The 20,527-nt window shown below is 64.5% G+C and carries 18 protein-coding genes; 5 read left to right on the forward strand and 13 right to left on the reverse strand.

The window, feature by feature from the left end:
- Positions 1–31: 31 nt before the first annotated feature.
- The 3 genes from ACPFMJ_RS06515 to ACPFMJ_RS06525 are packed head-to-tail and all read right to left on the reverse strand — an operon-like array spanning position 32 to position 5,297.
- On the reverse strand, positions 32–2,827 hold the full coding sequence (locus tag ACPFMJ_RS06515) for an ATP-binding protein (RefSeq protein WP_424363025.1): 2,796 nt from the start codon (positions 2,825–2,827) through the stop codon (positions 32–34).
- 38 nt (positions 2,828–2,865) lie between these two features.
- On the reverse strand, positions 2,866–4,107 hold the full coding sequence (locus ACPFMJ_RS06520) for a TadE/TadG family type IV pilus assembly protein (protein WP_424363026.1): 1,242 nt from the start codon (positions 4,105–4,107) through the stop codon (positions 2,866–2,868).
- A gap of 50 nt (positions 4,108–4,157) precedes the next feature.
- Entirely contained in the window at positions 4,158–5,297 is a 1,140-nt protein-coding gene (locus ACPFMJ_RS06525; protein ID WP_424363027.1) for a hybrid sensor histidine kinase/response regulator, read from the reverse strand.
- Positions 5,298–5,540: 243 nt separating this feature from the next.
- Between ACPFMJ_RS06525 and ACPFMJ_RS06530 the strand changes: the two genes are divergently transcribed.
- Positions 5,541–6,362 carry an EAL domain-containing protein gene (locus tag ACPFMJ_RS06530; protein WP_424363028.1) on the forward strand — a complete coding sequence of 274 codons (822 nt, stop codon included), beginning with the start codon at positions 5,541–5,543 and terminating at the stop codon, positions 6,360–6,362.
- A 9-nt stretch (positions 6,363–6,371) separates the two neighbouring features.
- Here ACPFMJ_RS06530 and ACPFMJ_RS06535 read toward each other — a convergent pair whose 3' ends face one another.
- Entirely contained in the window at positions 6,372–6,770 is a 399-nt protein-coding gene (locus tag ACPFMJ_RS06535; RefSeq protein WP_424363029.1) for a YbaY family lipoprotein, read from the reverse strand.
- 2 nt (positions 6,771–6,772) lie between these two features.
- Complete coding sequence (locus ACPFMJ_RS06540) at positions 6,773–7,216, reverse strand: metallopeptidase family protein (RefSeq protein ID WP_424363030.1); 444 nt, start codon at positions 7,214–7,216, stop codon at positions 6,773–6,775.
- A gap of 159 nt (positions 7,217–7,375) precedes the next feature.
- Between ACPFMJ_RS06540 and ACPFMJ_RS06545 the strand changes: the two genes are divergently transcribed.
- On the forward strand, positions 7,376–8,122 hold the full coding sequence (locus ACPFMJ_RS06545; RefSeq protein ID WP_424363031.1) for a GGDEF domain-containing protein: 747 nt from the start codon (positions 7,376–7,378) through the stop codon (positions 8,120–8,122).
- A 69-nt stretch (positions 8,123–8,191) separates the two neighbouring features.
- Here ACPFMJ_RS06545 and leuC read toward each other — a convergent pair whose 3' ends face one another.
- Positions 8,192–9,607: a 3-isopropylmalate dehydratase large subunit gene (gene leuC, locus ACPFMJ_RS06550; RefSeq protein ID WP_424363032.1), complete on the reverse strand. Its 1,416-nt coding sequence runs from the start codon at positions 9,605–9,607 to the stop codon at positions 8,192–8,194.
- Between the two features lie 239 nt (positions 9,608–9,846).
- Here leuC and ACPFMJ_RS06555 point away from each other — a divergent pair, with 239 nt between their 5' ends.
- The 3 genes from ACPFMJ_RS06555 to ACPFMJ_RS06565 all read left to right on the forward strand — a co-directional run bounded on the left by ACPFMJ_RS06555 (position 9,847) and on the right by ACPFMJ_RS06565 (position 12,664).
- Positions 9,847–10,836, forward strand: a complete 990-nt coding sequence (locus ACPFMJ_RS06555; RefSeq protein ID WP_424363033.1) for a small ribosomal subunit Rsm22 family protein — start codon at positions 9,847–9,849, stop codon at positions 10,834–10,836.
- Complete coding sequence (locus ACPFMJ_RS06560) at positions 10,833–11,240, forward strand: VOC family protein (protein WP_424363034.1); 408 nt, start codon at positions 10,833–10,835, stop codon at positions 11,238–11,240. The genes ACPFMJ_RS06555 and ACPFMJ_RS06560 overlap by 4 nt, the downstream gene beginning before the upstream one ends.
- 92 nt (positions 11,241–11,332) lie before the next feature.
- Positions 11,333–12,664 (forward strand): AmpG family muropeptide MFS transporter, encoded by a 1,332-nt coding sequence (locus tag ACPFMJ_RS06565; protein WP_424363035.1) that lies wholly within the window; start codon positions 11,333–11,335, stop codon positions 12,662–12,664.
- Between the two features lie 263 nt (positions 12,665–12,927).
- Here ACPFMJ_RS06565 and ACPFMJ_RS06570 read toward each other — a convergent pair whose 3' ends face one another.
- The 7 genes from ACPFMJ_RS06570 to lpxD form a co-directional block, all read right to left on the reverse strand.
- Positions 12,928–13,827 carry a metallophosphoesterase gene (locus ACPFMJ_RS06570; RefSeq protein WP_424363036.1) on the reverse strand — a complete coding sequence of 300 codons (900 nt, stop codon included), beginning with the start codon at positions 13,825–13,827 and terminating at the stop codon, positions 12,928–12,930.
- Positions 13,828–13,899: 72 nt separating this feature from the next.
- Positions 13,900–15,318, reverse strand: coding sequence for a cryptochrome/photolyase family protein (locus ACPFMJ_RS06575; protein ID WP_424363037.1), 1,419 nt, complete (start codon positions 15,316–15,318; stop codon positions 13,900–13,902).
- Between the two features lie 68 nt (positions 15,319–15,386).
- A complete protein-coding gene (locus ACPFMJ_RS06580) occupies positions 15,387–16,817 on the reverse strand; it encodes an amino acid permease (RefSeq protein WP_424363038.1) in 1,431 nt (476 codons plus the stop codon).
- Positions 16,818–16,941: 124 nt separating this feature from the next.
- Complete coding sequence (lpxB, locus tag ACPFMJ_RS06585; protein WP_424363039.1) at positions 16,942–18,081, reverse strand: lipid-A-disaccharide synthase; 1,140 nt, start codon at positions 18,079–18,081, stop codon at positions 16,942–16,944.
- Positions 18,078–18,881, reverse strand: coding sequence for an acyl-ACP--UDP-N-acetylglucosamine O-acyltransferase (gene lpxA, locus ACPFMJ_RS06590; protein WP_424363040.1), 804 nt, complete (start codon positions 18,879–18,881; stop codon positions 18,078–18,080). The genes lpxB and lpxA overlap by 4 nt, the downstream gene beginning before the upstream one ends.
- 24 nt (positions 18,882–18,905) lie before the next feature.
- Positions 18,906–19,370 carry a 3-hydroxyacyl-ACP dehydratase FabZ gene (fabZ, locus tag ACPFMJ_RS06595; protein ID WP_424363041.1) on the reverse strand — a complete coding sequence of 155 codons (465 nt, stop codon included), beginning with the start codon at positions 19,368–19,370 and terminating at the stop codon, positions 18,906–18,908.
- A gap of 50 nt (positions 19,371–19,420) precedes the next feature.
- A complete protein-coding gene (lpxD, locus tag ACPFMJ_RS06600) occupies positions 19,421–20,482 on the reverse strand; it encodes a UDP-3-O-(3-hydroxymyristoyl)glucosamine N-acyltransferase (protein ID WP_424363042.1) in 1,062 nt (353 codons plus the stop codon).
- Positions 20,483–20,527: the final 45 nt, after the last annotated feature.

The following is a 20,527-nucleotide window of genomic DNA, read 5'->3' on the forward strand; positions in this document are numbered from 1 at the left end:
TATCCAGTGACCGGCGATTCTCAAAAATCGATCAGCCCGCTTTCGCGAGCGCAGCGGCCTGCTGGTCCGACTGTTGCATTCCGCTTTCGCCAGGGGGTCCGAACCGCCGAATGATTATAAGGGTCTCCCCCATCACGGCGTCGAGATTGTCGAGGTCCTCAGCCGTTATTCCTGGGGTGGGCGCTGCGGCGCGCCGCTCGATGTCTTCGGCAATGGACACGACGCGGTCGACCCCAATGTTGAGGCTCATCGATTTGAGCGCGTGCGCGGCGCGTCCGACCGCCTTTACGTCCTGTTGCGCGAGGGCGCGGCGCATCTCGGCGACGGATCGCGGCGCATGGTCGAGATAGAGACCGAGGACCCGCAACAGAAACGGCGTAGGCCCGTCCTCGGAAAGCAACTTCAGCTCGCGCAGCTTTTCCTCATTGACCAGCGGCGTCGCGAAAGACGCGACGTCGCGTGGCGCCCCCACGACGGGCGATGGCTGCTCCACCGGACCTTCAGCCGCCACAGCCTCAGCGGGAGCGAATTTCGACAGGCATTCACCGAGAGACTGGATCGTGTAGGGCTTGTAGAGCACGCCATCCATGCCGGCTTTTCGCCAGGCGTCCGCGGCGTCGCCGACCACATGAGCGGTCACTGCGACGATAGGAAGGCGGTGACGGCCGGCCGCTTTCTCGGCGTCGCGGATGCGCCGCGTCGCCTCGAACCCGTCGACCTCCGGCATGCTGACGTCCATCAGCACCACGTCGAAAGTCTGGCGCTCGACGGAAGCGATCGCCTCGGCGCCGTTCTCGGCGGTCTCGACCACCGCGCCGAGTTGCTGGAGAGTCTCGATCGCGACCTCCCGATTGATCGCCGTATCGTCGGCCACGAGAACGCGCAGCCCCTCGTGCCGCGGCGGCGCCTCCACGCGCGCGGCGCGCCGATCGGGCGTGTCTTCCAGTTTCTTACCGGCGCGAATGCGGCGCAAGAGCTTGAAGATTTCGGATCGACGAAGGGGACGCGACAGCGCCGCGTCGGCGAGCCCGTCATGGACCAGGCGATGCGCGGCCGGATCTCCGAAGGTCGCGAGGCAAAGCAGATAGCCGCCCTCCGTGCGGCGCGCATCCTTCACGGACTCCGGGTCGGCGATCATGACGTCCGCGGTGAAGGCTGCGCCGTCATTGGCCGGCGCGGCTTCATAGCCCGCTTCGCTGAGATAGCGTAGCAACGTGGCGCGCGTGGCTTCGCCCTTCACCGCGACGACGGCGGTCATTCCCGGCTGCCGCGCGCGCGGCCACGGATCCGCATGCTCAGCAGCGCCGGAGGGGATGGAGAAGGAGAAAGTCGAGCCGCGGCCGTAAACGCTCTTGACCTCGATCTCGCCCTCCATGGCGTCGATCAGCTTCTTGCTGATCGCGAGTCCGAGCCCCGTGCCGCCAAAGCGGCGGGTCGTCGATTGATCTGCCTGGGTAAAGGCGCTGAATATGTCTTTCAACTTGTGCGCCCGAATGCCGATTCCCGTATCGGTGACCGCAAAGCGAATGCGCGTGGGACGCTTGGGATCTGGACCGACCTTCAGGATAACCGAGCCTGTCTCGGTGAATTTGAGCGCGTTATTTACGAGATTGCAGATGATCTGGTTGATGCGGATGGGATCGCCAGAAATGAAGCGCGGCGTCGCCGGCGAGACGTAGGCAATGAGATCGAGGTCTTTCTCCCGCGCCCGGGCGGCGAAGAGACTCGTGACGTCCTCGGCGAGCTCCGCCGGATTCAGCGCGATCCGTTCGAGCTCCAGCTTGCCGCTCTCTATCTTTGAGAAGTCGAGAATATCGTTGATGATGGCGAGAAGGCTCTGTCCGGATTTCGAGATGACTTCCGCATAGCGTCGCTGCCGCTCGGGAAGATCCGAGGCGGCAAGCAGCTCCGCCATGACCATGACGCCGTTCATCGGCGTGCGGATCTCGTGGCTCATCGTGGCGAGAAAATCGGATTTCGCGGCGTTGGCGTTTTCCGCAACGTCCTTGGCGTCCTGCAAATCGCGGGTTCGATCGTTGACTTCACGCTCAAGATTGCGCCGATGCGAGTCGAGACTCTTGTCGCGCGCCTCCAGCTCCTCCAGCATCGCGTTGAAGCCGTCGATGAGAAGACCGACCTCGTCGTTGCTCTTCGCTTCGACGCGGTCGCCATAGTCATGATTGCGGCGGATGCGCCAGATTGTTTCGCTCAGTTGCAGAACGGGCCGGGTGAAGCTCTTCTGCAGGCGAGACGTGACGAGAAGGCCGATGGCGAGCGCGACGACGGCGCCGATCGCCGTGCCTTCAAGCGCGTCGACCAGTTTGGACACAAGATCGTTGGTGTCCGCGACAAGGAAGAAACGGCCGACATTGACGCCGCCATTCACAATCGGAACGTCGACCTCAATGCTTCGGCTCGAAAGCACGGTGAAAGGCGATATGGAGAGCGTCTCGCCATCCTTGATCCGCAAATCGCCGTCGAGCTGGGTCGCGCCGCCCATCGCGGCGAGGAGCTGTCCGCGGTTGTTTTCGACGCGCGCATAGATGAGCCCGGGAATTCGGCCGATCGCCTTGATCGCCTGATAGACCGCGGCCTGGTCGCGCGCCGCGACGCCCTGCGCGGCCGCCGAAGCGAAGACATGGGCCGAAGCGAAGAGCGACTGAGACTTCGTTTCCGCATAACGGCGGGTCACCTGCCACATCAGCACGCAGCCCATCGACATCGCGGACGTCATGACCGCAATGGTGACGAGGAAAGCGAGCTTGCGCGCGATAGAGCGCTTGGGCGCCCTGTTAGCGACCACGCGGGAAGAGGCGGCGTCACTCATCCTTTGATCCCCCGCGAGAGCGAGGCGCTCCCGACGCTCTATTTGCTGAGATAGGCGTAGCCGGGATTCAGCCCGCCTGGCACGGGAACGTTGGTGCTATCATAGTTGGAGTTAAGAATTAGGTTGGAACCGCCATAAAGCTCCATGCGCTGCGCCACGATGATGGTGAAAGCCGAGGACTGGGCGATCGATTTGTTGGCGTTCACATAGAGCTTGCCCTGCGGCAGATAAATCGTGCCGAGCAGCAGCGGCGCGTCGTTGCTGAGGATCTCATATTGCTGCAAAGGCGTGGCGTTTCGATCCTCGAACAGCAATATTCCCGCTAGCGCTCCCGAGGTTGGGGCAGAAAGGCTGAGGGAAGACTCAGGGGCGAATTTGAACGTGGCGTTTGATCCCGTGAAATAAATACCGACCCCGACGCCTTTGAAGCTGGCTCCGCCCTCGACGACAAGCGGCCCGTCCTTGATGACATACGCGCCAGGGGCGAGCGTGACGGCGGCGCCGTTCGAGACCTTCAATCCGCCGCAATATGTGCCCGGCATGAGGGTGAGCGTGCCGCTGGAGACCACCTCGTTCGTATGCGTGCAACCGCCGACGGGCGGAGGGGCGCGCGCGGCGAGGGGATCGGGAACGACAGGGCAATCGGTGATCGGGTCCGGCGTAAAATTGATCTTGTTTCCAAACTTGCCGCCGGCCGTGCAGATCATGCCGGCGGCCAGGACGGAGTTGTTCGCACCCACGAGACCTTGTGGATGCTTGGAATTGGATTGGACCGAGCAGAACTGCGCGGTGACTCTGGCGTTTTCCTGCAGAAAGATCGCGCCCTTGTTCTTCTGGTCGAGACCGAGCGCGCAGATCGGAAAGCCGTTGGTGCGCGCGACGGACTGCGCAGCGAGCGGCACGGTCTGCTTATAGACGACGCGGAGCACTTTGGGTTCGTACACGCCGCTGACATTCACCTGCACGGCGCGGTTGCTGTCGATCAGCGACGCAGAGACGGTGATTGCGCTCAAGGGCTGAACGGAGCGCGCCAGCACGGCCTGGGCCGCCGTTTTCGCGAAGGGCGTGACATCGAAATTGCCCATCCGCGCCAGCCGCAACTCCCGCGCCGCGCGCAAAGCCCCGGCGTCGGCCGCAGCCTGCAACTGACTCCGGAGGGTGCTCATGGCCATGAAGTCGAAACCGGCGCCGGCGACCGCCATCAGCGGCAAGAGCGACAGAGAGAACAAGATCGCGACATTGCCCCGACGATCGGCGACTGCGTGCGTCAGCGCATCCATGAGCCTGCGGCTCCCTTGGCGCAGTCTCGTTCCGATGTTCGTGTGATTCATTACGCGGCCTCGATCGTCGACGCTCGGTTCCCGTCCTGGGGGACGCGCTTGGGAAGAAGAATGGTCGTGACCGCCCCGCCCTCCGGCGTCGCGGCTATCGCCAGCGTGCCCCCCTGAAGCTCGACGACGCAGCGCGCGAAAGCGACGCCGACGCCCATGCCATGCCGGACGCTCTCGAGCGACGTCGTGCGCGACGGGAAAAGATCCGTCGCCGTGGATGCGATGGTCACCTTCGCCCCGCCGTCCCCGATCTGCGCTATGGACAATTCGACTTGGGCGGCCGTGCCCAGCGCCACTTCCAGTAAGTGCCTTATGGCGCGCGACAGCCACATGAGGTCGCATTGGAGAAAAAAGACCTCATCCGGCTTTCTCACCTCGAGCGACCGGTCGGGCGGGACCGCGAGACCGGCGACCGCGGCGTCGAGCAGCTTGGAGGCGGCGTATTCGTCTTCCGACAGCGTCGCGGCGCCGGACGAAAATTGCGCGTATTGTATGAGATCCATCAGACTGCCCTGCAACTGACGCGCAGCCGCGTCGATCTGCTCGGCGTATCTCAGATAGCTTTCCGGGACCGGTCCATCGATCTGCTGGCTGATGCAATCGCAAAAGCCGATAATGGAACTGAGCGGCGTGCGCGCCTCGAGGCGGATGAGAGAAAGAAGATTGTTTGTGAGCGCGAGCAATTCCTCGGAGCGCTTGCGCTCGCGCAGCAGCTCGTTTTCCATCCGGGTCGTGCGCAGCACATAACGGATCGAGTAGCTCAACTGGCGCCAGTTGATCGGCTTGGTGACGAAGGAGTTGGCGCCGAGCTGGAAAGCTTTGTCGATGGAGGCGATGTCCTCGCGACCAGTCAGCATGACCACGGGAAGCTGTGCAAAACGCGCGTCGGCGCGAAGCTTCTCCAGAAGCGCAAAGCCGTCGAGCGTCGGCATCTCGATGTCGAGCAGAACAATGTCGTAGCGCTCGGCGTTCACGCGCTCCCACGCGTCCGAGCCATTTGAAGCGGCCTCTACCGTCGTCGCGGGCCCGGCGAGGTGGACTTTCGCGAATTCGGCGAGGATCAGGTCGTCATCCACAAACAGGATGCGCGTGCCCTCCTCGATCACGAACGTCCATTTGTTTGCGTTTTCGACCGACACTTTCGACTCCAGGAAACGTCCTTTCTGATACAACCTCCACTTTAAGATTGAGTTTCACGGCTCAGCTTGCTGGAATAAACCAGCGTTTACGAGCGTTTGGCGGGGACACGCATTGCCCGTCCCGCTCGCGGGACGGGTTAATCGACCGTTAAGTGTGGCGACGCGTTAGGCGCAAATTTCGGTTGCATTGAATTGTTGCCGAAGCGATGTTGTCAACAAGCCCAAGCCTTGGAGCAACTCGTCATGTTCAAAATCATGCGCCGGGAGACGCGCGATCAAGAACAGCTGACGACGGATTTACGCCGCGCGCTGAACGCAGGCGATTTACATCTCGTTTACCAACCGATCCTGGACGCGAAGAACGAGCAGACCGTCGCCGTTGAAGCGCTTTGCCGCTGGCGCCATCCGACGCGCGGCGACATTCCCCCCTCTGTCTTTATTCCGATCGCCGAAGAGACCGGCATGATCGCCGCGCTGGGCGAGTTCGTCCTGCGGCAGGCTTGCTCGGATGCGCGCAACTGGCCCGGCGTCATCGTCTCGGTCAACGTGTCGCCGCAGCAGTTCGAAGCGGCGCGCTTCCCGGACATCGTCCGCGGCGTGCTTACCGAAACCGGCCTGGAGCCGACGCGGCTTGAGTTAGAGCTCACCGAAAACCTGTTGATTTCGGACCTCGACCTCGCGGGCGCAAAGATGCGGGCGCTGCAGGAGACGGGCGTCCGTCTCGCTTTGGACGATTTCGGCGCCGGCCATTCGAGCCTGAATTATCTTCTGTCCCTGCCCTTCGACAAGCTGAAGATCGACCGCCTCTTCGTCTCCAAGATTGAAACGGGCGCCGCGAGCGCCGCCATCATTCACGCAATCGTCAGCATCGGCCGGGCGCTCGGCATGCATGTCACCGCGGAAGGAATCGAAACCGCCGAACAACAGCAATTTTTGCGAATTGCAGGCGTTCACTCTTTCCAGGGCTTCCGCTTTTCACGCCCGATCGAGGCCGTCGCCATCTCGGAGCGGCTTGCGGCGGAAGATCAGGCGCGTAACCGCGCCCGACTCCCGCTGGCGAGCTGAAGAGGCGACTTATTGCGGCGGGCGGCCGACGGCTTGAAGCATTATGTCTGCCTTGTTTGACGCGCCGCGCGTGAGGACCGAATTGATCCGCGTGCTGATGAAGGCCAGCCGCCCGTCGATCAGGATGCGCGCCGACACAGAATACATATGTGCGGGATCGATGCGCCTGGGATCGTAGCGCAAGGCGTAGCGGATCGGGACCTGGCGCCGGGGCCGCATCTCAATGGACGCGATCTCCTCCGATGCGGCGTCCTGCCGGGAAATGTCCCGCAGCTCCACGCGAAGAACATAGCCCTGCGGCAAGGCGATGCGCTCGCGATAGGTCACGCTGCCCGTCACGCTCGCCGCGAAAGCCGGCGCCCCGATGGCCGAGAGCGCGAGAGCGAGCAAGATCGCCTGCTTATGCATCGTCAGACCCCAGTTCCGCCAGCAACGCCGGCGCTGCGTTCGATCTCTTCCATATCGTCGTCGGACAGCCCGAAGTGGTGGCCGATTTCATGCACGAGCACATGGGTGATGATGTCGCCGAGCGTGTCTTCGCTCTCTGCCCAGAAATCGAGGATCGGCCGGCGATAAAGCCAGACCATGTTCGGCTGCGCGCCCGTCTCGGCAAGATGCTCGCCCTCGATCAGGCCGCGGCCGCGAAAGAGGCCGAGGAGATCGAATTCGGTTTCGCATTTCATCTCGTCCAGCGTCTCGTCGTCGGGGAAGTCCTCGACGCGAAAGACGACGCCTTCACACAGCGCTCGGAATTTCTCCGGCAGCGACGCAAACGCGCCGTCGGCGAGCGCTTCGATTTCAGATAGGTTTGGAGCGACAAGTTGCGCCCAAGGATATGATGATATGTTAGCCATTTCGCGACTATGCCATCCCCGCGCACGACTTGACAGCCAAACGCCTTCACCTGCTGCATTCCCGCATTTGGGTGCAACCATTAGCTAAGCTTAGGGAGTTTATCTTCCACAGGTCAACTCGGCTTTATGAGATGCTGTCGCTTCTCCGCAGGAAGCCACATGCTGACAGCCCTCCGACAATGGAACGAACCGCGAGACAGGCGTGAGGCCTGGCGGCTTGTCTTCGTTTACACGGCCATCTCCGTGGCAGTTTCAGCCGCGGCGACTTATGTGTTCGCGCGGGCGAATGGCTGGAATGTCGGCCCCGCGCTGATCCCCGCCGTCTCCATCCCCTTCCTTGTCGCGCCATGGATGACGTGGACGGTCGCAAACTACGCGATCAGGCTCCACGACCTGCGCAACGAATATGAGCGTCTCGCTGTCACCGATCCGCTGAGCGGCGCGCTCAATCGCCGCGGTCTCAGGGACTTTGGCGACAAGGCCTTTTCCGCACGAATGCGGAAGCCCCTCTCGGCGATCGTCCTCGACATCGATCGGTTCAAGTCGATCAATGACAATTTCGGCCACTCGGCGGGGGACGCGGTCATTGCGCGCGCAGTGGAGGTCTTGCGCCTGATCACCGGCTCGGAGGACTGCGCGATCGGTCGGCCAGGAGGAGATGAACTTGCCGCCCTCATTGTCGGCCGATCGCTGGAAGAAACCATGATCCTCGCCGAGCGTCTGAGAGACGCCCTCGAACATACGATCTTCTTCCACGACGACGAGCGGCTGAAGGTGACGGCGAGCATCGGCGTATCTGTCGCCGATCCCGACGACGCCAATGTGGAAGCAATGCTGAAGCGCGCGGATCAATCGCTCTACGCGGCCAAGTCCGCCGGCCGAAACCGCGTGCGCGCGGCAGCTTGAGGCGGGAGCCGCCGCAACGAAAAAGGGGACCGCAGAGCGATCCCCTTCCCAAGTCTTATATATCGGCGTTCACTTCCCGTCGCGGATATCCACGAAGCGGCCCGCAATCGCCGCCGCCGCCGCCATGGCGGGCGAGACGAGATGCGTGCGGCCCTTGAAGCCCTGACGGCCTTCAAAGTTGCGGTTCGAGGTGGAGGCGCAGCGCTCGCCCGGCGCGAGACGATCGGGGTTCATGGCGAGACACATGGAGCAACCCGGCTCGCGCCATTCGAAGCCAGCCGCCGTGAAGATCTTGTCGAGACCCTCGGCTTCGGCCTGCTCCTTCACGAGGCCCGAGCCCGGCACCACCATGGCGTTGACGCGCGCATTGACCTTCTTGCCTTCCACCATCTTCGCGGCGGCGCGCAGATCCTCGATGCGGCCATTGGTGCAGGAGCCGATGAAGACGCGGTCGATCTCGATGTCCGTGACCTTCTCGCCGCCCTTCAGACCCATATAGGCCAGAGCGCGCTCGATGGCGGCGCGCTTCTGCGGCGTCTTGGCGCTGTCGGGCGTCGGCACGGTTCCGTCGATGGCGACGACGTCCTCGGGCGACGTGCCCCATGTGACGGTCGGCGCGATCTTGCTGGCGTCGAGCTTGATCACCTTGTCGAAATGGGCGCCCTCGTCCGTAAAGAGCGTCTCCCAATATTTGCGCGCCATGTCGAAAGCTTCGCCCTTCGGACCCTTGGGGCGATCCTTCAGATAGGCGAAGGTCTTCTCGTCCGGCGCGATGAGGCCGGCGCGGGCGCCGCCTTCGATCGACATGTTGCAGACGGTCATGCGGCCTTCCATCGAGAGGTCGCGTATGGCTTCGCCCGCATATTCGATGACATAGCCGGTGCCGCCGGCCGTGCCGATCTCGCCGATGATGGCGAGGATGATGTCCTTGGCCGTGGCGCCGTCGGCGAGCTTGCCGTCGACCTGCACCAGCATGTTCTTGGCCTTCTTCTGGATCAGCGTCTGGGTCGCGAGAACATGCTCGACTTCCGAAGTGCCGATGCCATGCGCCAGCGCGCCGAAGGCGCCGTGCGTCGAGGTGTGGCTGTCGCCGCAGACGATGGTCATGCCCGGCAGGGTGAAGCCCTGCTCCGGCCCGACGATGTGCACAACGCCCTGACGCTTGTCGTGCTCATTGTAATATTCGACGCCGAATTCCTTGGCGTTGACGGCGAGCTGCTCGACCTGCGCCTTGCTCTCCGGGTCTTCGATCGGAAGCGAGCGGTCGGTGGTCGGGACGTTGTGATCGACGACGGCGAGCGTCTTTTGCGGCGCGCGGACCTTGCGGCCCGACATGCGCAGCCCCTCGAAGGCCTGCGGGCTCGTCACTTCGTGGACGAGATGGCGATCGATATAGAGCAGGCAGGCGCCGTCATCCTGTTGGTCGACGACGTGGTCGTCCCAGATCTTGTCGTAAAGCGTGCGCGGCCCGGTCGAATTGGACATGGTCTTTCCCTTACCGGCGTTTCACCCTCCCCTTGAGGGGGAGGGTCGAACCGCGCGAGCGGTTCGGGGTGGGGTGTTCACCCCCTCCCGATCGCCTCCGGCGATCGACCTCCCCCCTCAAGGGGGAGGTGTGCGCGCCGCTCTTGCGGCGCTAACGCCCCCTTGAATTGAGGGTCTTCTAACCGTAACGCAAGCGTCATGGAAGAGAGTTCGCGCCCCCGAACCGCCGCGAGGCCCCGTTGAGCGCCCTGCCCGCGGGGCTCGCCGCCGCCATCGCGGCCCAGCTCGAGCGGCGGCCCCGAAAGGCGCTGGCGGAGAGCGCGCAGCGCCTCTCTGAGAGCTATCGGGCCCGCAAGCCCACGACCGACGCCATCCGCGACGAGACCGACGCCCTCGCCTATGCACTCACCCGCATGCCGGCGACCCACGCAGCCGTCGCCGCCGCGCTGGAGCGGCTGGCGGAAGAGCAGCCTGATTTCGCGCCAAAAAGCCTGCTCGACGTCGGCTGCGGCCTCGGCGCCGCGGCCTATGCCGCGACCGCTGTCTGGCCCGGCATCGGCCCGGTCGAGATGGTCGACCGCAGCCGCGCCTTTCTGACGCTGGCGGGAACGCTCGCCGCCGGGAGCGGGGTCTCTCCCGTTGCAGGCGCGACCGTCACGACGGCCGACATCACCCGCCTGCCCGGGACTGTCGAGAAGGCCGACCTCGTCGTCCTCGCCTATGCGCTCACGGAGATCGCGGACGCAGACCTCGCGCCGCTCGCCGACGCCCTCTGGGCGCGGACGGACGCCGCCCTTGTCCTCGTCGAGCCCGGCACGCCGCGCGACCATGAGCGGTTGATGCGCCTGCGCGCCTGCCTGATCGAAAGAGGCGCGGCGATCCTCGCGCCTTGCCCCCATGCGCGCCCCTGCCCGCTGGCGCCGCCGGACTGGTGCCATTTCTCCGTGCGCCTGCCCCGCTCGCGGGAACATAAATTGCTCAAAGGGGCCGACGCGCCCTTCGAGGACGAGAAGTTTTCCTATCTCGTCGCGGCGCGGGCGGGTGTGGGCGCGGCGGCGCGCATTCTCGCGCCAGCGCGTCGGGGAAAGGCGGGCCTGACGCTGAAGCTTTGCGAAACGCGCGGAATACGCGAAATTTTCCTGCCAAAGCGCGACAAGGCTCGCTATGAAGAGAACCGCAGGAAGGACTGGGGCGACGCGCTCGCCGCTCTGCCAGGGGACGCCGAATGACACGACCGAGGGTTGCGCCTTATTTGACCGTCAGCCCCGCCGCTGCGGCCATCGCCTTTTATACGGGCGCCTTCGGCGCCACCCAGCGCGCGATCATGCCCTCCGTGGACGGCCTGCGCATCGCCCATTGCGAATTGTCGATCAATGGCGGCTCGGTGATGCTCGCCGACTTCTTCCCGGAATTCGGCCAGACGCGCGTTCCCATGCCGGGCGACAACGCGACCGTCTCGATCAGCCTCGAATATGACAACGGCAAGGAAGTGGACGACGTCTGCGCCCGCGCCGCCAAGCTCGGCGCCAAGATCGAAACGCAGCCGATGAACTCCTTCTGGGGCACGCGCTACGCCAGCCTGAAAGACCCCTTCGGCCATCGCTGGATTTTGAACGGTCCTCTGGAGAAGTAAACCTATCGAGCGACGCGCGGCTGTTATCGATCTTCGCCATATCCTAGGCTGGCGTTACGACCCCGCACTATGGATGACCGATAGAGGCTGCCTTGCACGACATCGCCGCGCCTTCCGACAAGACCGCCTTCCTCACTCATTTCAAGAACGACCCGCGCCGCATCGGCGCCGCCATCGTGCTGGGCTTTTCGACGGGCCTTCCCTTCCTCCTCGTCTACAGCACGCAATCGGCCTGGCTCTACGAGGCCAAGGTGCCGATCGAGACCATCGGCCTCTTGAGCGAAATGACGCTCGCCTACAAGTTCAAATGGGTCTGGGCCCCGTTCCTCGACGAATATGACGCGCCGTTTTTCTCAAAGCTCCTGGGGCGCCGGCGCGGATGGATCGTCGTCTCGCAGATCGCCACCATTCTCGCGCTGATCGGCGTCGCATTTGGCGACCCTGCCAACTGGCTCCCCTGGACGGTGCTCTTTTCCTTCGCGCTCGGCATCGCCGGCGCGACTCAGGACATCACGGTCGACGGCTGGCGCATCACCGTCGCGCCGCGTGAGAAGCTCGCCTTCATGACCTCTGTCGCCGAGATGGGCTATCGCGTCGGCACGCTCGCGGCGGGCGCCGGCGCGCTCTACATCGCAAATTTCTACGGCTGGCGCGCCGCCTATCTCTGCATGGCGGGCATCATGCTCTTCGGGCTTACAGCCGCCCTTGTCGCGCCGGAGCCGCCCTCGGATCTCGAGCCGCATCGCGAACGGCCGGATTTTCTCTTCACCGTCACCGAGCCGATCAAGGAGCTCTGGCGTCGCCTTGGACCGATGGCGCTCGCCATTCTCATTCTCATCGCAGGCTTCCGCATGCCGGGCTATGTCTCCGGCGCCATGGCCATGCCACTCTTCAAGAGCCTGCATTTCTCGGAAGCCGACATCGCGACCGTCACCAAGGTCTTCGGCTTCTGGATCGCGCTCGGCGGCACGCTGCTCGCGGGCGTTGTCGTGAAGAAGTTCGGGATGATGAAGAGCCTGCTGATCGGCACGATCGCCGGCTCGGCCTCGCATCTCTCGCTGGCCTGGCTCGCGGCGCATGGCCACGACTTCACCGATTTTGCGCTCGCCGTCGGCGTCGACGGATTCGCCTACGCCTTCGCGCAGGTCGTGCTCATCATCTACATGTCGTCGCTGGTTTCGACGGAGTTCGCGACGAGCCAATACGCGCTGCTCACCTCGCTCTGCGCCCTGCCCGGCAGCGTGCTCGCCGGCGCTTCTGGCTTCATCATAAAGCACACCGGCTTTCCGACTTTCTTCGTCGGCACGTCGCTGCTGGGAATCCCCGTCGCCATTCTCGCCTGGTGGGTCTGGCGCGAGCAGGAGCGCCGAGGCGAAGACTTGCTCGCCGAGACGAGCCCGGAGCGCGCGGCGGAGACGGATTGATTTTGCTCTGACGTCGTCGCTCCCCTCGCAATGACGAACTGGCGGCGCGTGTTGATTTGCAAAATACAATAGCTGATCGCCCCCACCCCCGCCCCTCCCCGCCACTTCGTGAGGGAGGGATCAGAGCGGCGCTATGCGGGATCGCGAACGAGCCACAGCGACAAACTCGGAAGGACGGCCACCTCCCTCCCCCCGCTTGCGGCGGGGAGGGATTAAGGGTGGGGGGCGGCGCCGTGATGTGGCTGTCGCTCGCGCGCCGAGATTCACAACTCGACGACAGTCGGAACGAAGCTCTCCGCGCCGGGCTCGATGCAGACATAGCCTCGCTGCGACGAGAGCAGCTTCGTCTGGCCGATGGCCGCCTCCATCGTCCAATGCGTGTGCCCCCATATCCAGGCCGTTGGGCGCCATTCGGCGATCTCGGCTCGCATGTCCGAAGCGAAGGCAGGGGCGAGACGGTTGCCGCGATAGTCTGGCGCGTTGGCCTCCGGAATTGGCGCATGGTGCGTGACGAGGACAATCTCCGCCTCATCGCCTTCGGCGGACCGGATGCGGGCTGTTTCCCGCGCCAGCCAAGCGCGGCTCCCGTCATGAATCTCCCGCGCCATCGCCGGGGAAAAAAGGCTTCCGCGCATGCGGATGTGGAAATGGTCGTTCAATCCCGAGCCCGCGTCGAGCATCGCGAGAGAGATGTCGGCCTCCCCGTTTCCGTTCAACCGGTAGTCCGTGAAGAGGCAGCACCCAAGCAGGTGAATCCGGCGCCCCTTTATGTCGAAGAACATGGAATCGTTTTCGAGAAAGGCGACGCGTCCGCCCGTCGCCCCCGCAGCCGCGCGCAGATGGGGAACCAAGTTGTCCAGATCCGCTCCATAGGCTTCGTGATTACCCATCACATAGACGACGGGAACGCCAAGAAAGGACGATACGCGGTCGGCATAGGCGACGCCGTGATCCTCTAGATCGATATCGCCGGCCAAGATGACGAGATCGACTCCTTCCCCGCGCAGATGATCGAGCATGGGGCCGACATGCGGGTGGCCTTCAATGGCCTGCCGCTTCCGCTGCAGATCGAGCCATGCCGGGGACGGATCGCCCGGGCCTCCTTCCCGCTCGAATTCATTGTGCAGGTCGCTCATCGCGACAATTTTCAGCTTCTCGGTCATAGGCGCGGCCTGAACGCAAAGCATATTTCTACCATGGCCCCAAAGCCCCGACGAGGCTGGCGGCCGGTTGCGTTATGTGCGCATCTCCTCGAAAGCCGCGAGCGCTCGCGCGCGCGCTTTGGCGTGATCCACGATCGGAAGCGGATAGGTCTTGCCCAATGTCACACCCGCCGAACGCAAGACATCCGCCGGGGCTTCCCATGGCCGATGAATCCACTTGGCGCCGACCTTCGCGAGCTCCGGCACGTAACGACGCACGTAATCGCCGTCCGGATCGAATTTCTCGCCCTGCAGCACCGGATTGAACACACGAAAATAAGGCGCGGCGTCGGCGCCGCAGCCGGCGACCCATTGCCAGCCGCCGCTATTATTGGCGAGATCGGCGTCGACGAGCGTATCCCAGAACCAGCGTTCGCCTTCCTGCCACGGTAGGAGCAGGTGCTTGATGAGAAAGCTCGCGGCCACCATGCGCGCGCGGTTATGCATCCAGCCGGTGATCCATAGCTCGCGCATCGCCGCGTCGACGACAGGATAACCTGTCAGCCCCTTTTGCCAGGCCTTGAGCGCCCCCTCGTCATGACGCCACGGGAAGTCGTTGAAGCGCGCATCGAGCGCGCTGTCGGGCATGTCGTGATTGGCGACGAGCAAATGGTGGCAGAATTCACGCCAGCCGATCTCGCGCAGGAAAGGCAGCCCCGCCTCCCCCGCCGCGGCGATGATTTCCGCCCAGACGCGGCGCGGCGAGACTTCGCCGAAATGCAAATGCGGCGAGAGGCGCGACGTGCTTTCCTCCGCCATGAAATCGCGGGCGACCTTGTAATCCGCGACGCCGCTCTTCGCGAACTCCGCCAGCCGCGCCCGCGCGCGCGCCTCGCCCGGCCGCCAGGTCTCGCGCAAGCCGCCGGCCCAATCCGGCTTTGACGGCAAAAGCCGCCAATCGTCGAGCGCATCGCTCTCTGGCGCCGGCGCCGCGACGAAACTCTCCGGCGCAGGCAGGGGCGCCTCGGGGCCGCCGGTCGCTAGACAGGCGCGCCAGAAGGGCGAGAAGACCTTGAAGACCTCGCCCTGCTTGTTGCGCATCTGCGCAGGCTCGAAAAGCAGCGCGCCGTTGAAGCTCTCGACCGCCAGCCCCCGTGCACGCAGGCTCGCCTTGATCTCGCCGTCGCGACGCATGGCCCAGGGCTCGTAAAGCCGGTTCCAATAGACGGCGCCGGCGCCTGTTTGCGCCACGATGTTTTCCAGAACGAATTCCGCCCGCCCGCGCCGCAGGATCAATGTCGCGCCCAGTCGCGCGAGGTCGCGCGCAAGCGACTCCAGCGAATGATGCAGCCACCAGCGGCTCGCCGACCCCATGCGCCAGTCGCCAGCGCTCTCGTCGTCGAGCACATAAAGCGCAATCAGCGGCGCGCCGGAACGCGCCGCCGCCGTCAATGCAGGATTGTCGTCGAGACGAAGATCGTTGCGAAACCAGACAACGCAGGGCGCGGGCATAAAGCCTCTCTTCCGTTAGAGAGCGCTTTGCGCGAAAAGCCGGCGGCCGCTTTTTCGCTCGCGTTCTCTTACCGCCTCGCGTGATTGATCCCGTAGAACATGTAGATGGCGAGGCCCACGCCTGTCCAGATAAGCAGCCTCAGCCAGGTGTCGAGAGGCAGCGCGACCATGAGCGCGATGCAGGACAGAATGCCGAGGATCGGCATGACCGGAATGCCGGGGGCGCGGAACGGCCTGTGCAGCTCGGGATGCGACTTGCGCAGATGAATGACCGCAATGCATACGAGCGCGAACGCCGCCAGCGTGCCGATGCTCACCATTTCGCCGAGAATGTCGATTGGCAGCAGGCCCGCCGCAAGCGCGACGATGACGCCGACGACGATCTGGCTTACCGCCGGCGTCCGGTAGCGATGGTGGAGCTTGGCGAAGACCTGCGGCAGCAGGCCGTCATTCGCCATGGTGAAGAAGACGCGGGTCTGGCCGTAGAGCAGCGCGAGGATTGCGGTGGTCAAGCCGGCGAGCGCGCCGAGCTTCACGACCCAGGCGAGCCAGGATATGCCCGTGCGGTCCGAGACCAGCGCCATCGGGTCCGGCACGCCGAGTTCCCTGTAGTTCACGACGCCTGTCGCGACGGCGGCGACGGCGACGTAGAGAACCGTGCAGATGATGAGCGATCCGACAATGCCGATGGGAATGTCGCGCTGCGGCGTATGGGCCTCCTGAGCGGCCGTCGAGACGGAGTCGAAGCCGACATAGGCGAAGAAGACGACGGAGGCGCCGCGCGCCACGCCGCTCCAGCCGAAGACGCCGAATTCGCCGGAATTTTCCGGCACGAGAGGCGACCAGTTCGCTGTGTTCACATGCGCTGCGCCGAAGGCGATCACCATCAGCACGACGGTGACTTTCAAGGCGACGATCACATTGTTGAAGAGCGTCGACTCGCTGGTGCCGCGCACGAGCAACATGGTCAGCAAAAGGACGACGCCGGCCGCGGGCACATTAAAGAATCCGTGCGGTCCCGCGAGATAGGCGCTGGTGAAGGCCGGCGGAATGTGAATTCCAAAGCCCTCCATGACCCGATTGAAATAACCCGCCCAGCCAACCGCGACGGTCGCGGCGCCCGCCGCGTATTCCAGCACGAGATTCCAGCCGATGATCCAGGCGAAGATTTCGCCCAGCGTGACATAAGTGTACGTATAGGCGCTGCCCGAAACCGGAATGAGCGCGGCGAGCTCCGCATAGCACAGCGCGACAAAGGCGCAGGCGAGCCCCGACAGCACGAAGGAGAGCATCACGCCCGGGCCCGCATAATTGGCGGCGGCCGTGCCGGTGAGCACGAAAATACCCGCGCCGATTATGCCGCCAATGCCCAGCGCCATCAGCGACGCCCAACCGAGCGCGCGCTTGAGCCCATCGCCATCCTGCTCCGCATTATGCGCGGCGATGATGGCGACGACGGATTTTCGCGTGAGATAGAGTTTCTTCGCGACTGCGGACAAGGCTCGCCCTTTCGCCAATGCGCGGCGAGTTACGCCGCGTCAGGGGATTTGCGCCGATTATGGGTGCGACGCAAAAAGATACAAGCGGAAAAGCCCCGGCTCGGATGTGCCCCGGCGCACGCCGCTAGGCGCGTCCACGCCGCGCATATTCCAATACAATTTCCGCCGCGCGCGCGCTCGGATTTCGGCCAGCCGCGACGAGCCGTCCGCGCACCCGCCCGAACGCCGATAATTGCGCCGCGCGCGCGGACCCGTCTCCGAGCAAGGGCGCAAGAGCAGCGGCGAGCGCCTTCGGCGTCGCCTCTTCCTGCAGGAATTCGGGAACCGCGTTCTCGCCAATAACGAGATTGGGGAGAACGATGGAATGAACGTCGATAAGAAACCGCAGCCACGCCTCGAAACGCGACACCTTGTATGCGACGGCCATCGGCGTATTCGCGAGCGCAAGCTCCAACGTCGCGACGCCCGAGGTCACGAGCGCCGCGCGCGCGCGCCGGAAAGCGTCGAATTTCTCGGCTTGCGACAGCAGACGGGGCGCGATCGGCCAATCTTGCAGCGCTCTGCGCAAAGGCGCCTCCATATGCGGCGCGACGGGGACGGCCACATCCAGCTTCGCATGGTCGCGCAGCAGCAGCGCGAGCGTCTTGCCGTAAAGCCGCGTCATGCGCTCGATCTCGGTTAGACGCGAGCCGGGAAGAACGAGCAGAAGCGGGCTTTCCTCCGGGTGCGCGTCGGGCGCGAGTTCGTCCAGATGCTCGACGAGCGGATGGCCGACATAGACGCAGCGCGGCCCGCCGAGCCGCGCATGGGCCTCGGGCTCGAAAGGCAGCAGCGCCAGCACGCAGTCGACATAGGCGCGCATTTTCTTCGCGCGCCCCGGCCGCCACGCCCAGACTGTGGGGCTGACATAATCGACGATCGGCAGATCGGGTAGCGCGCGGCGCACCTTGCGCGCCACGCGATGCGTGAAGTCGGGCGCGTCGATGATGACGAGGCAATCCGGCTTCGTCGAGACCACGGCTCGCGCCGTTTCATCGATGCGCGCCAGCAGCGTCGGCAGGCGAGCGACGACGGGCGCGAGGCCCATCACGGCGATGTCGCTGATCGGGAAGAGAGAGTCGAGTCCTTGCTCGATCATCGTCTTTCCCCCGACACCAGAGAAACATGCCTCGCCATGTGCGGACCGCAAAGCGCGCATCAACGAGGCGCCCAGGGCGTCCCCGGACGCTTCGCCGGCGATGAGGAAAATGCGCGGCGTCGTCACGCCTTTTCGCCCCGCGCGCGCGGCGCGCAAAGCGGGCGTTGCGAGGGTGCGCGAAGAAAGGCGGCGATGTCGGCGATGTCCGGGTCGCCGGCATGGGCGGCGGCGACTTCGTCGACGCGCTCATCGAGGGCGCGCCCGCTCGCGCCGATGAAAAGTCGGCGGTAGACCTCACGCAAGCGCGAAATGCGTTCCACCGAAAACCCGCGCCTTTGCAGCCCTACGACATTGATCCCGAAGAGGTGGGCGCGATTTCCCCCGGCAAGCCCGAAGGGAATGACGTCGCCTTCGACGCCCGCCAATCCGCCGATAAAGGCGTGCGCGCCGATGCGAACATTCTGATGCACGGCCGTCCCGCCGCCGACGGATGCGTGATCGCCAATCTCTACATGGCCGCCCAGCAGGACCTGGTTGGCGAGAATGACTCCGTCCCCGAGGCGGCAATCATGCGCGACATGGGAATAGGCGAGAAAGGCGCAATCTGACCCGACCTTCGTGCCGGAGCCCACGCCGGAGTTGATGGTGACGCCCTCGCGGATAATGCAATCGTCGCCGATCGTCGCGACGCCCTCGGCGAGTGCGGCTTTCAGGTCCTGAGAGGGGGTTCCGATCGAAACGAAAGGGAAAATCCGCGCGCGGGCGCCGATCGTCGTGCGTCCGGAGACGACGACATGCGACTGCAACACCGACCCCGCGCCGATCTCGGCCCCGGCGCCGATATGGCAGAAGGGACCGATCGCCACGCCCTCGCGCAACCGCGCGCCGGTTTCGACGATCGCCGTGGAATGAACCAGCGTCTGCATCGTGCGACCGCGCGCGGCTCGAGGTCAGACGCCCATCATCGCGCTGATCTGCGCCTCGCAGACGAGCGCGCCGTCGACCATGGCCTTGCCCTGATACCACCAGATGTTCCGCTTCTGCGCCGTCTTGGTCATGTGAAATTCCACGCGGTCGCCCGGCGTGACCGGCTTGCGGAACTTGGCGCCGTCGATCGTCATGAAATAAACGAGCTTCGGTCGCTCCGCCTGCCCCTGCGCGCGCATGACGATCACGCCCGCCGTCTGGGCCATCGCTTCGACGAGCAGCACGCCCGGCATGACCGGCCGTTCGGGAAAATGGCCCATGAATTGCGGCTCGTTGATGGTCACGTTCTTGACGCCGACGCAGGACTCGTCGCCCTTGATGTTCGTGATGCGATCGACGAGCAGAAACGGGTAGCGATGCGGCAGCGCGCGCATGATCTCGAGAATATCGACGCTTTCCAGCGTTTCGCCGGCTTCCTTTCCAGACATTGTTTCCCCCTCCGTGAATCGGGCGTCTGCCGCGCCCTCTTAGGGGTCTTTTATAACGCCTCGTCGGGCTTGTCGCGTTGCGCCATTGTGTCCAGCAGCGCTTCGCCGCGGAGGAATCGTCGCAGGGGGCGCGCAGGGGAACCGCCATAGCGGGCTCCGGGGGGCACGTCTCGCATCACGCCTGATTTAGCGGCGATCGCCGCCCCCTCTCCAATCGTGAGATGACCGGCCACCGCCGACTGGCCGCCAAGCGCGGCGTAGTCGCCGATCACGCAGGAGCCCGCGACGCCGGTCTGCGCAACAATGGCGCAGAAGCGGCCGATCACGACATTGTGCCCGATCTGGACCAGATTATCGATCTTCGTCCCTTCCCCGATGATCGTGTCGCGAGTCGCGCCGCGATCGATCGTGGTGTTCGCGCCGATTTCCACATCGTCCTGGACGATCACACGGCCGAGTTGAGGCGTCTTGAGCCAACCCTTGTCGCCCCGGGCGTATCCGAAGCCGTCCTGACCGAGCCGCGCGCCGGGATGGATGATGACGCGATCGCCGATGAGGGAATAGATCACGCTTGCCTGCGCGCCGATTGAACAGTTGCGGCCGATACGAACATTCGGTCCGATGACGGCCTGCGGGCCAATCGTCGTGCCGGTCCCGATCTCGGCCCCCTGGCCGATGAAGGCGCCGGGATCGACAATGACGCCCGGCTCCAGCCGCGCGTCGGGATGGACGACGGCGCCCGGAGAAACGCCGCTCGCCCCGAAGAGCGACGCCGGTTGCATGGCCTGAGGAAAGAGCGCGGCGGCGGCGACCGCCATGGCGCGCTGAGGATCCTCTACCAGCAGGCCGATAATGCGCTCCGGCAGGAAATGCGAATGGCGCGGTCGGATGAAGCAGGCCGTCGCTCGGCAGGTGGCGAGCGCCTCGACATATCGCGGAGAAACGAAGAAGCAGAGGTCGCCCTTATGGCCCGCGGCGAGTGGGGCGACGCCTGTGATGACGACGGGGGTGTCCGAACCGGGTTGAGACTCGCGGATCTCGGCGCCCGTCAGCTCGGCGATTTCCGACACCGAGTAGGGTCGCGAAAGATGGAAGAAGGCCGCTACGCTCATGCGAGCCGTTCGCCTGACGCTGGATACAAAAAGACCCGCCGGACG

Source organism: Methylocystis parvus (assembly GCF_049675845.1).
Classification (GTDB): domain Bacteria; phylum Pseudomonadota; class Alphaproteobacteria; order Rhizobiales; family Beijerinckiaceae; genus Methylocystis; species Methylocystis parvus_A.

Excerpts from the sequence above, each read along its gene's own strand:
- ACPFMJ_RS06515 (WP_424363025.1), bottom strand. The coding sequence starts at position 2,827 with ATGAGTGACGCCGCCTCTTCCCGCGTGGTCGCTAACAGGGCGCCCAAG.
- ACPFMJ_RS06520 (WP_424363026.1), bottom strand. The coding sequence starts at position 4,107 with ATGGATGCGCTGACGCACGCAGTCGCCGATCGTCGGGGCAATGTCGCG.
- ACPFMJ_RS06530 (WP_424363028.1), top strand. The coding sequence starts at position 5,541 with ATGTTCAAAATCATGCGCCGGGAGACGCGCGATCAAGAACAGCTGACG.
- ACPFMJ_RS06535 (WP_424363029.1), bottom strand. The coding sequence starts at position 6,770 with ATGCATAAGCAGGCGATCTTGCTCGCTCTCGCGCTCTCGGCCATCGGG.
- ACPFMJ_RS06540 (WP_424363030.1), bottom strand. The coding sequence starts at position 7,216 with ATGGCTAACATATCATCATATCCTTGGGCGCAACTTGTCGCTCCAAAC.
- ACPFMJ_RS06545 (WP_424363031.1), top strand. The coding sequence starts at position 7,376 with ATGCTGACAGCCCTCCGACAATGGAACGAACCGCGAGACAGGCGTGAG.
- leuC (WP_424363032.1), bottom strand. The coding sequence starts at position 9,607 with ATGTCCAATTCGACCGGGCCGCGCACGCTTTACGACAAGATCTGGGAC.
- ACPFMJ_RS06560 (WP_424363034.1), top strand. The coding sequence starts at position 10,833 with ATGACACGACCGAGGGTTGCGCCTTATTTGACCGTCAGCCCCGCCGCT.
- ACPFMJ_RS06570 (WP_424363036.1), bottom strand. The coding sequence starts at position 13,827 with ATGACCGAGAAGCTGAAAATTGTCGCGATGAGCGACCTGCACAATGAA.
- ACPFMJ_RS06575 (WP_424363037.1), bottom strand. The coding sequence starts at position 15,318 with ATGCCCGCGCCCTGCGTTGTCTGGTTTCGCAACGATCTTCGTCTCGAC.
- lpxA (WP_424363040.1), bottom strand. The coding sequence starts at position 18,881 with ATGCAGACGCTGGTTCATTCCACGGCGATCGTCGAAACCGGCGCGCGG.
- fabZ (WP_424363041.1), bottom strand. The coding sequence starts at position 19,370 with ATGTCTGGAAAGGAAGCCGGCGAAACGCTGGAAAGCGTCGATATTCTC.
- lpxD (WP_424363042.1), bottom strand. The coding sequence starts at position 20,482 with ATGAGCGTAGCGGCCTTCTTCCATCTTTCGCGACCCTACTCGGTGTCG.